The organism is Streptomyces sp. NPDC042259, assembly GCF_055582085.1.
In genome coordinates this window covers 533394-545851 of record NZ_JBVJDW010000002.1, presented here as the reverse complement: position 1 = coordinate 545851, position 12458 = coordinate 533394, and the positions used below count along the sequence as shown (strand labels likewise).

The following is a 12458-nucleotide window of genomic DNA, read 5'->3' as shown; positions in this document are numbered from 1 at the left end:
TCCGCCGACTGGTCGTCAGGCACGTTCCCGGTCAGGGCCGGTACTCGTCGTGGAACTGCTCGAACACCACCTCGTAGCCGTCCGGGTCCCGGCCCACGAAGATCCGGGCCCAAGCCGTGTCCTCCGGCTCACTCAGGACGGGGAGCCCTTCGCGTCGCCACAGGCCGTACACGGCGTCCAGATCCGGCGTCGGAAGGGCCAGCGCGAAACCGAGCCCCAGCGGGCCGGCTTTGACCGCCTGGCCCTCCTCGGGCCGGTTGTACTCGTGGGCGTGCAGGTCCGAAAGGATCAGCCAGGTGTGACCGAAGGTCAGGTAACGCAGGTGGGGTTGTTCGTCGTTGGGGATCTCGCGGAAACCCAGCCGCAGGTAGAGATCACCCGAAGCCCGCAGATCCCGGACCCGTAACCCCACCTTGACCTGCTTGGCACCCATCATGTTCCGGCTCCTCTCCACGCTGGCTCGGAACGGGGATGGTAAACCACGTACCGATTCCCGCCTCCCGCGGTGTGGAATGGCTCCATGAGACGTCAGCGGGAGAAGAAGCGGCCTTCCTTCGGCATGCCGAAGGCCATCGTCCTCCTGGCGACGCCGGAAGGCTGGCGCCACCGTGTTCGCACCGTGGAAGGCGGGACGGTCTGCGGGCGGCTGGCGGGCGTTCCGGTCGACGCCGGCCCGGACAAGGCGCGGGCCGCCGCGGCGGTCGTGGTGGTGGGACTCGCCCGCGACGCCCACGCGGCCGACGTCGACGTGGTGTGGGATCCCTCCCCGGAGCCCGGGGTCTGGACCGGTCGGGTCACCCCCGTCGCGGGCGGCAGGGCGGCCCCGACGGGCGCCTGACGAAACGCGGCCGACTCATCCGCCGAGCACCTCCGCCAGGTCGTAGTGGACCGGTTCCTCCAACTGCGCGTACGTGCACCCGTCCGGCTCCCGGTCGGGACGCCAGCGGCGGAACTGGGCGGTGTGGCGGAAACGGTCGCCCTGCATGTGGTCGTAGGCGACCTCGCAGACCCGCTCCGGGCGCAGCGGGATCCACGACAGGTCCTTCTTGCCCGTCCACCGGCTCGGGCCGCCGGGCAACCGGTCGGCGGCCTGCGCCTCCTCGCTGGCCCACTGTTCCCAGGGGTGGCCCTCGACGGAAGACATCCGCAGCGGCTCCAGTTCGTCCATCAACTCCCGGCGGCGGCGCATGGGGAAGGACGCGCAGACCCCGACGTGCTGGAGCCGGCCCGCGTCGTCGTGCAGACCGAGGAGCAGCGAACCGACGACCGGTCCGCTCTTGTGCAGCCGCAGGCCCGCGACCACGCAGTCGGCGGTGCGCTCGTGCTTCACCTTCACCATGACCCGCTCGCCCGGCCGGTAGGGCAGCCCGGGGGGCTTGGCGACGACCCCGTCCAGGCCCGCGCCCTCGAACCGCTCGAACCAGGCTCGTGCCACGTCGAGGTCGTCGGTGACGGGCGCGACGAAGAGCGGGTCGGCCGCGTCGCGCAGCGCCTCCTCCAGCGCGGCCCGGCGGTCGCGCTGCGCCGTCTGGAGCAGCGACTCCTCGCCGAGGGCCAGCAGATCGAACGCCACGAAGCTCGCGGGGGTGGTCTCCGCCAGGTGGCGCACCCGGGAATCGGCCGGATGAATGCGCTCCAGCAGGGCGTCGAAGTCCAGCCGTCCGCCCCGGACGATGACGATCTCGCCGTCCAGCACACAGCGCGGCGGCAGCTGTTCCCGCAGGCCGCCCACGAGTTCGGGGAAGTAGCGGGTCAGCGGCTTGCCCGAGCGGCTGCCGAGTTCGATCTCCTCGCCGTCGCGGAAGACGATGGCTCGGAAGCCGTCCCACTTGGCCTCGTAACTCATGCCCGGCGGGATGGCCGCCGCCGACTTCGCCAGCATCGGCCGCACCGGAGGCATCACCGGAAGGTCCATGATCTTGATTGTGCGGGCGCGACGGCCCGCGCGCCCGCCGACGGGCGGCGCGCGCCCGTGCGGCCTAGCGTGACGGTATGGCAGATTCGCTGGAGCTCACCGTCGGCGGGCGGACGGTGCGGGTGTCCCACCCGGAGAAGGTCTACTTCCCCCAGCGGGGGTTCACCAAGGCCGACCTCGCCCACTACTACCTGAGCGTCGGCGACGGCATCCTGCGCGCCCTCAGGAACCGGCCCACCACCTTGGAGCGGTACCCCGACGGCGTGGAGGGGGAGTCGTTCTTCCAGAAGAGGGCGCCCAAGAACCTCCCGGAGTGGATCCCCACCGGCCGGATCTCCTTCCCCAGCGGCCGTCACGCCGACGAGATCTGCCCCACCGAGACCGCGGCCGTACTGTGGGCGGCCAACCTCGGCTGTCTCACCTTCCACCCCTGGCCGGTGCGGCGCGACGACACCGAGCACCCCGACGAGCTGCGCATCGACCTCGACCCCCAGCCCGGCACGGGCTACGCCGACGCGGTCCGCGCCGCCCTCGAACTGCGGGACGTGCTCGACGGGCTGGGCCTGGTGGGCTGGCCCAAGACCTCCGGCGGCCGGGGGCTGCACGTCTTCGTCCCCATCGCCCCGCGCTGGACCTTCGTCCAGGTGCGGCGCGCGGCCATCGCCGTCGCCCGGGAGCTGGAGCGGCGGGCACCGGAGCGGATCACCACCGCCTGGTGGAAGGAGGAGCGGGGCGCCAAGATCTTCGTGGACTACAACCAGACGGCCCGCGACCGCACCATCGCCAGCGCCTACTCCGTACGACCGCGCCCGCACGCCCCGGTCTCCGCACCGCTGCGGTGGGAGGAGGTCCCCAGCGCCGTGCCCGAGGACTTCGACCTGGCCACCATGCCCGCCCGGTTCGCCGAGGCGGGCGATGTGCACGCCGACATGGACGAGCACGCCTACGGCCTGGAGGCCGCGCTCGAACTGGCCGACCGCGACGAGCGCGAACACGACCTGGGCGATCTGCCGTACCCGCCGGAGCACCCGAAGATGAAGGGCGAACCCAAGCGGGTCCAGCCGAGCCGCGCCAAGAAATGAGGCCACCCGGACGGCCGATCACCCGGAAGGAGCGGAATTCTTTCGTCCGGTTTAGCGGGACATCGCGTGCGGAAACTGGGCATTGCGTTATCCACTTCGCACTGCAGGGAGTTCCCATGTCCAGGACACTCGCCATCCGTGGCGTGCTCGCGGCCGCCGCCCTCGCCATCCCGCTGCTGGCCGTCGCACCGGCCCAGTCGGCGCCGACGCCGGTGGCGGCGAACGGCACGGTCATGGCCGCTTCGGGGGTCAACGAGCGCGCCTACCCGAGCATCGACTCCAAGGTGGCGGGCCACCCGCTGAAGCACCGGGCCCCCGTCGGCCTGCGCTGCAAGGTCCGGGCGCAGAACATCGGCGGCAACGAGTACTGGTACCTCCTGCGGGCCCGGCCCACCTGGGTCGCCGCGAAGTACGTCGGCACGGTCGGTGCCGTCCCCCTCTGTAAGAACGTCAACCGCAGCGCCCTCGACGCCGCCCCCGCGACCCGCGCCGCCATGGGCTGACGTCACCGGCCCGTCACCGGCCCATCGTCAGGCCGTCCTTCGCCGCCCCCCGGGACAGCACCGCCTCGCGGATCTGCTCCCGGGCGTCGGCGAGGTCCGACCGCGACGGCTGCTCCCGGACCGCCCGGTCCAGAGCGATCACCCGGAACGGCGGACCCTGGTCCGTGAGCTGGGGCAGGAACTCGGCCTTCGTCACCGTCCAGCGCCCACCCGCCCGCCCGGGCGGGGCGAACGTGAAGCGGGCGAGGGAACTCTGGTTGCCCCGCCCGTCGGGGACCCCGCGGGGATTGAACATCTCGCCCGCGAGCTGGTCGCCCATCCCGTACACCACCCAGGTGCCGCCCACCTTCTCGTAGGCCTGCGGCACGTGGTTGTGGGTGCCGAGGATGACGTCGATGTCCGGACGCCCGCCCGTGCGGGCCGCGGTGAGCCGCTTGGCCAGCGTGAGCTGCCGCTCGTCCGGGTCCCGCTGCCACTCCGTGCCCCAGTGCAGGGAGACCGCGACGACATCGGCACCGGCCCTCCGGGCGGCCCGGGCGTCCCGCACGACGCGGTCCTCGTCGAGCAGATTGACCGCCCAGGGGCTGCCCTCCGGTACGGGGATGTCGTTCGTGCCGTAGGTGTAGGACAGATGGGCGACTTTCGCCGGCCCCGCGCGCAGCAGGTTCACCCGGGCGCCCTCCGCCGCCGAGCGGGCGGAGCCGGTGTGCCGCAGCCCCACCACGTCCATCGCGTCCAGCGTCCGGCGCACGCCCGCGCTCCCGGCGTCCAGGGTGTGGTTGGAGGCCGTGGAACAGGAGTCGTAGCCCGTTTCCTTCAGCGCCCGCGCGACCTGCGGCGGTGAGACGAACGCCGGCCAGCCGCTGAAGGGGCCCGACGGCTCCCCGTACACCGTCTCCATATGACAGATCGCCACGTCGGCGCCGGAGACGATGTCCTTCACCCCGGCGAACATGGGCCGGAAGTCGTACCCGGTCCCCGAACGGTCCCCGTCCCGCCGCGACTGCCGGATGATCGCATCGTGCGGCAGTACGTCACCCGAGGCCAGCAGGGTGAATCCCCGCTGCCCCCGCGCCGCCTGGGTGACCCCCGGCCCCCGGGCCGCCGCCCGGCCGTCGGCGTCCCCGCCCGGCGCGCACCCCGGTGCCACGGCGAGCGCTATCCCCAGCGCCGCCACGGCGGCCCTGCCTCCGAATGTCCCCATGCTCCGACTCCCGCTCCGTCGACGCTGAGCTGCACGCCTTATACGACTTATTGGTGCATCTCTGTGCGACTTGGGCGAGTCGGGGACAAGGGGCGGCGGAAGCGCACCGAACGGGAAGGCGCCGACCACGGGCGCACGGGCGCGCACCGGGGCGCGAAGACCACCCGGCGCCGAACGGCCGCGCCGGTCACGCTTCCGGCCGGCCCGGCCGGGTGCCATGATGGCGAGCGGGGGAGGGGAAACCGGTGAACTGTACACACTGTGGCGCGCCCGTGATCCAGGGCTCCGACGGCGGCTGGTCGTGCAACAACTGCGGCGCGGCCGGGAAATAATGGACGGCACCGACATCCCCCAGACGAATGCTGCCGCGATGCTGTGCAAAGACTGCCTGAACCCGGTGATCGAAGGCCCCGAAGGGGGCTATGTCTGCGGCCAGTGCTTCCACGTCGTGGAACCCAACGGCTACGCGGAGCGCCGGGCCGAAGGCGTGCGGAAGGCCGCCGAGGAGCGCCGGATCCGCACCGAGGAGCGCCGGGGCCGCCCCGGCGCGCGGAAGTGGTCCTGAAGCCCCCCGCCGGCCCGGTGGCCGTCCGGCCGCCCGGGCAGCCCCGCCGCGCCACCCGGCGACGGGGCCGTCGGACGCGTGGGGCCCGGCTCACCCGGCGCCCGCCACCGGGCACCGCCGACGGGGAGATACCGGACGTCACCAGGGGCGGGGCCCGGCCCCGCCCCTGACGCCGGTGACGGCGCACGGGGTCACCGCGCGCGGTGACCCCGGCACCCGACCCCAGCACCAAGCCACAGGGGCAGCCCGTGCCCGCCGTGCCCGGCACGGGACCCGCATCAGCCGGAAGGAAGCGCGCAGTGAACCACCCCGCTCATGGTTGTGTCCTGTTGCTGGACGGCACCCCGGACAGACGACGGGGGGCGTCGCCCAACCCCACCGCGCACGCCATCGCCGGGGCCAACCCCCGCGGATTCCTCGCCGCCGCGTCCGCCGACGTGGTCCAGCTTCCCGCGATGGCGGGCCCCCAGAGCGTCCTGGCCTACCTCCAGCACGCCGTCACCGGTACCGGACCGCTGCTGGTCTGGGTCACCGGCCACCTCATGATCCCGGCCCGCCGCAGTACCGAACTGCACCTGGCCCTGCGGGAAAGCACCCCCGCCACCGTCCGCTACACCGGACTGCCCTGGGAATGGCTCACCCGCACCCTGCGCGACCACCTCGGCCCCACCCTGCTCGTCATCGACGCGGAAGCCGATGCCCACGCCCTGCCGCACGTGGCCGCCGCCGCCCGCGAAGGGCAGCTCGCGGCGGGCGTCCCGGCCTGTGGCGTCGTCACCCCCGCCGCGCCCAAGGCGCCCCTGGAGGCCGGCCCGTACACCCGTGCCTTCCTGACGGCCCTGCGCACCGGCCACCCCACCGCCGGGCCCACGCTCGACCCCGCCCACGTCCACCACCAGGCCCTCGCCCAGGCCCCCCTTCCCGAGCGCGCCGTGGCCTTCCAGGACGGTGCGTTCGGCCCCGTCCTCACCAACCCGTCCGGTACCCCCGTGGTCCGGCGCCCCGCCCCCGTGCCGCCGGTGCCCGGCTTCGGCTCCCCGGCGCCCGTCGACACCGCGCCCCCGGCGCGCCCGCTCCCCGAGCCCACCGCCGAGCCCGACGACGACCCGCTGCCGCGCATCCTCGCCGCCGCCCACGCCGGCCGGCACAACGAGGCCGCGAACATGGCCGCCGCGTGGGAACAGCAGACGCTGCGCCGGCACGGCCCGGACAGCGCCGAGGCCCGGCTGTGGATCGAGGTGCGCGCCGACCTCGCCCGGCTCGCGGGCGACCACCCGCGCGCCGCCGAGCTGTGGATGTCGGCCGCCGCGAACCGGCTCGCCCGGGGCGGGCCGGCCGACACCGAGGCGCTGGCCGCGCTGAAGCGGGCCCACTACTGCTGGCAGCACAGCGGGGAGCGGGCCCACCGGCTGGCACCCGCCCTGCTCGCCCTGTGGGAGCAGATGCCGGACAGTGTCGACGCCACGGCGGATGTACGGGCGCGGTTGACGGAGGAGGTGTCCCCCCGGCCGGTCGCGGGCTAGGACCTGCACGGTTTCGTCGGCGCCGCGGCCTTGCGGACCGGCGCGCGGGGAAACGCGTCGAAGCACCGGCTGCGCGCCTGTCCGGTATCGGGGACCGGAGTGCTCCACGTGCTCCTTGCCGCGCGGATTGACAGCGTGGCCGGTTCGGCTCCAACTGTCCGCAAGGGAGAAAGACCCGGCACGGCGATCGCCTAATAGGCGGGGGTGGCGAGATGTCGGCATCGAGTGCGGAGCCCATCGCGATCATCGGAATGGGCTGCCGCCTGCCCGGTGGTGTCCGCTCCCCGGCGGGGTTGTGGGATCTGATGCTCTCCGGCCGTGACACCGCCACACCGATCCCGTCGGATCGGTGGGACGCGGCCGGCATCGCGATCTACCAGGCCCCGGAGTTGGTCGACCGGAACAGGCGGGCATGCTTCGTGGAGGGCGACGTGCGGGCGTGGGAACCGGAGGCGTTCTCGGTCGCGCCGACGGAAGCCGCGGCGGTCGATCCGCAGGTCCGCATCCTGCTGGAAGTGGCGTGGGAGGCGGTGGCCCACGCCGGTATCCCGCACGACCGGATGCGCGGTACCCGCACCGGTGTGTACGTGGGCGCGTACATAACGGACAACCTCGTCCGCGAGACGAGGTCGCCGGAGAACACGCTGGGTCTGACGTACCTGGCCGGGAACCTCATCGCGACTCTGGCCGGGCGCGTCGCGTTCGGCCTGGACCTACGGGGCCCCGCCCTCGCCGTCGGCACGCACTGCTCATCGGGCATGGTCGCGATGGACCTGGCCTGCTCGCACCTGACCCTCGGCGACTGCGACCTGGCGTTGGCGGGCGCGTCGATGCTGATGATCCTTCCGCAGACGCACCTGGCGGAGTCCCGTCTGCTGCTGTCACCCCACGGACAGAGCCGCCCGTTCGACTCCGGCGCGGACGGGTACGTCCGCGGTGAAGGCGCGGGCATGCTGCTGCTGAAGCGGCTCGTCGACGCGCGCCGGGACGGTGACCACGTGCTCGCGGTCATCCGCGGGTCCGCGGTGAACAACGACGGGCAGTCCGGGCGGTTCACCGCTCCGTCGGCACCGTCACAGGAGGCGTTGTTCCGGTCCGTGGTGGATCTCGCCGGGATCGACCCCGCACACGTGGGCCTGGTGGAAGCGCACGGGCCGGGAACGGTGGTCGGTGATCCCATCGAATTCCAGTCGCTCGACGCCGTCTACGGGCACGGGATCGGTGGATGCGCGCTGGGATCGGTCAAGAGCAACATCGGGCATACCGAACCCGTCTCCGGCATCGCGGGCACGATCAAGGCGGTACAGGCCCTGCGCCACGGTCGGGTCCCCCCGAACCGCAACTTCCGGGAGTGGAACCCCCAGATCGAGCGGGGGGAGGGATCACGGCTGTTCGTGCCGACCGAGCTGACCCCCTGGCCGGTTCCGGAGGGGACGAGACTCGCAGCGGTGTCCTCGTACGGCATCGTCGGCACCAACGGGCACGTCATCCTCGAACAGGTCCCCACGGGCCGACCGGTGACACGTTCGGCAGCGCGGGCGCGCGTCCCCGACCGGGCCGGCGGGCAGCCGGCGGCGGTCGTGTATCCGCTGTCGTCGTTGTCGCGGACCGTGGTGCGTGCCAACGCGACCGGGCTGGCCGACTGGCTGGAAACCGGTCCAACGGTCCTCGACCCGGACGGCAGCGCGCTGCCGGTGTCGGCGGGGGACCTCGCGCACACGCTCTCCATGCGCCGCCAGCATGGCCCGTGCCGGGCCGGCCTCATCGCCACCGACCTGGACCAACTGGTGCACGCCGCACGGAGTCTCGGGGAGAACGTGGACGACAGCCGGGTGGTCACCGGAGACGTGATCCTTCCCGATGACCACCCCGGCCCGGTGTTCGTCTACACAGGGCACGGATCGCAATGGGCCGGGATGTGCCAGGACCTGCTTGACGGGAATCCCGAGTTCACCGCCGTCATCGACGAGTTGGAGCCGCTGATCCGCGCGGAGAGCGGATTCTCGGTCCGGAGCATGATCACGCACCCGGAGGAGATGGCCGGCATGGCCCGGGTGCAGCCCACGCTGTTCGCGATCCAGCTGGCCCTGACGCGGATGTGGCGATCGTGGGGAATCCGCCCCAGCGGCGTGATCGGGCATTCGATGGGCGAGGTCGCCGCCGCGGTGGTCGCCGGAGCGTTGTCCCTCAGCGACGGGACCGCCGTGATCTGCCGCCGCTCGAAGCTGCTGTCCACCCTGCCGGGTGGTGCGATGGCATCGGTCCGGCTCCCGGCCGAGAAGGTCGCCGAAGACCTGGCGGCAGCGCACGCCGACCGGGTGTCGGTGGCCGTGATCGCCTCCCCGGAGTCGACCGTCGTGTCCGGCGACGCCGCCCAGATCGACGAGATGGTCGCGCGGTGGACCGCACAGGGGCGGATCGCCGCCCCGGTGCGGGTGGAAGTCGCCTCCCACTGCGCACATGTCGATCCTCTGCTCGACGAGCTGCGCACCGTCCTGGCGGATCTTTCCCCGCGGCCGCCCCGGGTGCGGTTCTTCTCCACCGTTGACCCGGAGCCGGGGATCCTGGACGCGGACTATTGGGCGGACAACATCCGCAAGCCGGTTCGGTTCGCCGACGCCTGTCGTGCGGCGTTCGAGGCGGGACACCGCCTGATGGTCGAATGCTCGCCCCACCCGACCGGGGTGCGGCCGGTCGCCGACACCGCCGCCCGGACCGGGGTGGGTGACGCGGTGACGCTCGGCACCCTCTACCGGGACGCCCCTGGGGAACACGCGTTCCTCACCAGCCTGCTCACCGCGTACTGTGCGGGCGCGACGGTCGACTGGGCCCGCCGCTACGGGACCGGCGCACTCGTCGAACTGCCGCCGACCGCGTGGAACCGCAAGAGCTGGGATACCGACGAGCCACCGCACGCGCTGGTGTACCCCACCTTGGTGGGCGCCACTCAGCACGCGCTGCTCGGCGGCCACGTTCAGGACCCGCACGCTCCGGACCGCGCCCTCTGGCAGACCCCACTCGGCCCCAAGCGGGTGCCGTGGCTGGCCGACCACCAGGTGGCCGGTGTGCCGGTCATGCCCGGCGCCGGGATCGCGGAAATGATGCTCGCCGCCGCGGTATCGCTCTTCGGTACCCCGCGGGTCACCCTGTCCCGACTCACCCTGTCCGCGCCGCTGGTGCTCGACCCGGAACCAGTCGTGACCACCACCCTCACGCGCGAGGGCGACACCAGTGGCCGGGCGGTGGTGCTCTCGCGGTCCGACCAAGGACCCTTGACCCACGCCTCCGGCATCGTGGAGCGACTCACCCGTGCCCCCGGGCCCCCGCCGGACGTCCCCGCCGCGGACAGCGCCGAATGGGAGGACCGCAGGCCCGAGGAGGTCTACCGGTGCTTCCGTGAACGACACCGGGTCCTCCACGGGGAGTCCTTCCAGGGGCTCGACCACGTCCTGCTGCACCGGGACGGCCACCGTGCGATCGCATCGGTCCACATCCCGGAACCGGCGCGCATGGCGGCGGGGAGGTTCGCGGTCCATCCCGTCCTGCTGGACAGCGTCATCCACGCGATCGCTGCGGTGTGGCTGTTCCGGCACGCCACCGAAGCGGGCCCGGTGATGGTTTCCGGCATCGGCGAGATCCGTGTCCACGCCCCCACCGGCCATACCCGGAAGGCGCACATCGAAGTCACCCGGGTGAACGTGGGGGAATGCGTGGCGTCCGCGGTCCTCACCACCACGGACGGGACGGTCACCGCCGAGATCGACGACCTTCGCATCGTGAACGTCATCACCCCGGCCGAGCGGTTCGAACGGCGCCTGCTGCACCACACTTGGGCTTCCGCCCCGCTACCGGTTCCCGAGCCCGGCGACCGCACCGGGACGACGGGAGATGCCGTATCGCCCGGTCGATGGCTGCTGATCGCGAACCAGCACCACCCCTGGGGCGCCGCGACAGCCGAAGCCCTGACCGAGTACCCGGGGGTCGACGCCTGTCTTGTGGTGAGCTCCGGCGACCCGGACACGTTCCGGACCGACGTCGCCGCGGCCCTGCGGAAACCGGGCCCCCACGGACAGCACACCTGGGCCGGAGTGGCGCTCCTGGCCGACGGGCAACCGACCGGCGAGGCGGACGAGCCCGCCGCGATCGCGCGCTCCCACGTGACCCGGCTGGCCACGATGCTCCCGCTGGCCGCCGGACTGCCGCAGCCCCCCCGTGTCTGGGCCGTGGCATCCGGCCCGGGCACCGGATCGCTCACCACGGGCGGCCTGAGCGGCATGCTGCGGACCGCCGCCTACGAGTACCCGCACCTCATCCCCGGCCTGATCCACACCGGTGACACCACCGACCCGGTCGTCCTGGCACACGATCTGCTGGCCACCCCGCGTGTGCCTACCGAAGTCACCCGGCGCGACGGCGCACGGTACGTGGCTCGCCTGCGCACCGGCCCGCCCCCCGGGGCACCGGCCGTCGTGACCGCGGGCGAGCCGGGCGAGGGCGATCCGCCGGCCGTGCGCCGGAACGGCACCTATCTGGTGACCGGAGGATTGGGCGCGCTGGGTATGGCGGCGGCGCGGTGGCTCGGTGAGCAGGGGGCCGGGCACGTCGTGCTCTGCGGACGGACCGGCCCCACCCGGGAGGCCGAACGTCGCCTGGACGAGCTGCGCGCCGACGGCACCATCATCACCGTGGTCCTCGGTGACATAGCCGACCCGATGACCGCTCGCCGTGCCGTAACCGCCGGCCCGCACCTGCGGGGCATCATCCACACCGCCGCGGTGGTGGAGGACGCCACGCTGGCGACGCTCACCCCCGAGCTGATCGCCCGAGTCTGGCGCGGCAAGGCCGAAGGAGCGTGGGCCTTGCACCTCGCCACCCAAGATCTCGGCCTCGACCTGGACTTCTGGGTGAACTACTCCTCCGCCGCCGCGTTGCTGGGCTCACCCGGGCAGGCGGCGTACGCCGCCGCGAACACGTGGCTCGACACGTTCACCGCCTGGCGCCGTCAACACGGCCTCGCGGCCACGAGCATCCAGTGGGGCGCATGGAGCGAGATCGGCCGGGGACAGCACATGGACGAGCGGGGCCTGTCACTCATCAGCCCCACCGACGGTATCGACGCCCTGCGACGGCTGATCCACCTCAACCCCGTGCACAGCGGCTACACACCAGTCGACCTGGACCAGTGGCTGCGCCCGTACCCCGACGCGGCTCGCAGCGCCCTGTTCACCGAACTGCGGACCACGATCTCCCACCAAGACGGCAGTGAAGTGCTCGACGCGGTGCTGGCCGCGACCACCCTCCCACAGCGCCAACACCTCATCGAACAGCACATCATCGCGTGCGTACGCGAAATCATGCACATCACCGACCGGCCCATCACCCCGACCACCAGCCTGCTCCTCGTCGGTCTGGACTCGATGGCAGCCGTCCAACTGCAGAACCTGCTCAACCGCACACTGCGGATCGTGATCGGACCGGAGGTGATGTGGATCCGGCCGAACGCCGCCGCCATCGCGACCTCGGTCCTGGACCGGATGGGGTTCACCGCCGCTGCCGACGCCCCCGCCCGCAGCGATTCCCCGCGACCGGCCGACGCGACGGAAGGAGCGACCACATGACCGCCACCGCGCCCACCTCACCGTCATCGACGGCCAGTGCTCGGCATG

The 12458-nt window shown here is 72.7% G+C and carries 9 protein-coding genes; 6 read left to right on the top strand and 3 right to left on the bottom strand.

Features of this window, described 5'->3' with window-relative positions; all coding sequences use genetic code 11:
• Positions 1–31: 31 nt before the first annotated feature.
• Positions 32–436 carry a VOC family protein gene (locus ACZ6MA_RS07045; RefSeq protein ID WP_469431713.1) on the bottom strand — a complete coding sequence of 135 codons (405 nt, stop codon included), beginning with the start codon at positions 434–436 and terminating at the stop codon, positions 32–34.
• An 84-nt stretch (positions 437–520) separates the two neighbouring features.
• On the opposite strand from ACZ6MA_RS07045, the gene ACZ6MA_RS07040 reads away from it, so the two are divergent.
• A complete protein-coding gene (locus tag ACZ6MA_RS07040; protein ID WP_469431712.1) occupies positions 521–838 on the top strand; it encodes a hypothetical protein in 318 nt (105 codons plus the stop codon).
• Positions 839–853: 15 nt separating this feature from the next.
• Here ACZ6MA_RS07040 and ACZ6MA_RS07035 read toward each other — a convergent pair whose 3' ends face one another.
• Positions 854–1915 carry an ATP-dependent DNA ligase gene (locus ACZ6MA_RS07035; RefSeq protein WP_469431710.1) on the bottom strand — a complete coding sequence of 354 codons (1062 nt, stop codon included), beginning with the start codon at positions 1913–1915 and terminating at the stop codon, positions 854–856.
• 77 nt (positions 1916–1992) lie between these two features.
• Between ACZ6MA_RS07035 and ligD the strand changes: the two genes are divergently transcribed.
• Positions 1993–2997, top strand: coding sequence for a non-homologous end-joining DNA ligase (ligD, locus tag ACZ6MA_RS07030; RefSeq protein WP_469431708.1), 1005 nt, complete (start codon positions 1993–1995; stop codon positions 2995–2997).
• A 116-nt stretch (positions 2998–3113) separates the two neighbouring features.
• Positions 3114–3500, top strand: coding sequence for an SH3 domain-containing protein (locus ACZ6MA_RS07025; RefSeq protein ID WP_469431706.1), 387 nt, complete (start codon positions 3114–3116; stop codon positions 3498–3500).
• A 13-nt stretch (positions 3501–3513) separates the two neighbouring features.
• On the opposite strand, the gene ACZ6MA_RS07020 is transcribed toward ACZ6MA_RS07025, so the two are convergent.
• A complete protein-coding gene (locus ACZ6MA_RS07020) occupies positions 3514–4704 on the bottom strand; it encodes a CapA family protein (RefSeq protein ID WP_469431705.1) in 1191 nt (396 codons plus the stop codon).
• Positions 4705–5074: 370 nt separating this feature from the next.
• Between ACZ6MA_RS07020 and ACZ6MA_RS07015 the strand changes: the two genes are divergently transcribed.
• From ACZ6MA_RS07015 to ACZ6MA_RS07005, 3 genes are all read left to right on the top strand, one after another.
• Positions 5075–5269, top strand: coding sequence for a hypothetical protein (locus ACZ6MA_RS07015; RefSeq protein ID WP_469431703.1), 195 nt, complete (start codon positions 5075–5077; stop codon positions 5267–5269).
• 299 nt (positions 5270–5568) lie between these two features.
• On the top strand, positions 5569–6792 hold the full coding sequence (locus ACZ6MA_RS07010) for a hypothetical protein (protein ID WP_469431702.1): 1224 nt from the start codon (positions 5569–5571) through the stop codon (positions 6790–6792).
• Between the two features lie 212 nt (positions 6793–7004).
• Positions 7005–12410: a type I polyketide synthase gene (locus tag ACZ6MA_RS07005; RefSeq protein WP_469431701.1), complete on the top strand. Its 5406-nt coding sequence runs from the start codon at positions 7005–7007 to the stop codon at positions 12408–12410.
• The last annotated feature ends 48 nt before the right edge of the window (positions 12411–12458 follow it).

Excerpts from the sequence above, each read along its gene's own strand:
- ACZ6MA_RS07020 (WP_469431705.1), bottom strand. The coding sequence starts at position 4,704 with ATGGGGACATTCGGAGGCAGGGCCGCCGTGGCGGCGCTGGGGATAGCG.
- ACZ6MA_RS07005 (WP_469431701.1), top strand. The coding sequence starts at position 7,005 with ATGTCGGCATCGAGTGCGGAGCCCATCGCGATCATCGGAATGGGCTGC.
- ACZ6MA_RS07040 (WP_469431712.1), top strand. The coding sequence starts at position 521 with ATGAGACGTCAGCGGGAGAAGAAGCGGCCTTCCTTCGGCATGCCGAAG.
- ACZ6MA_RS07045 (WP_469431713.1), bottom strand. The coding sequence starts at position 436 with ATGATGGGTGCCAAGCAGGTCAAGGTGGGGTTACGGGTCCGGGATCTG.
- ACZ6MA_RS07015 (WP_469431703.1), top strand. The coding sequence starts at position 5,075 with ATGCTGTGCAAAGACTGCCTGAACCCGGTGATCGAAGGCCCCGAAGGG.
- ligD (WP_469431708.1), top strand. The coding sequence starts at position 1,993 with ATGGCAGATTCGCTGGAGCTCACCGTCGGCGGGCGGACGGTGCGGGTG.
- ACZ6MA_RS07025 (WP_469431706.1), top strand. The coding sequence starts at position 3,114 with ATGTCCAGGACACTCGCCATCCGTGGCGTGCTCGCGGCCGCCGCCCTC.
- ACZ6MA_RS07035 (WP_469431710.1), bottom strand. The coding sequence starts at position 1,915 with ATGGACCTTCCGGTGATGCCTCCGGTGCGGCCGATGCTGGCGAAGTCG.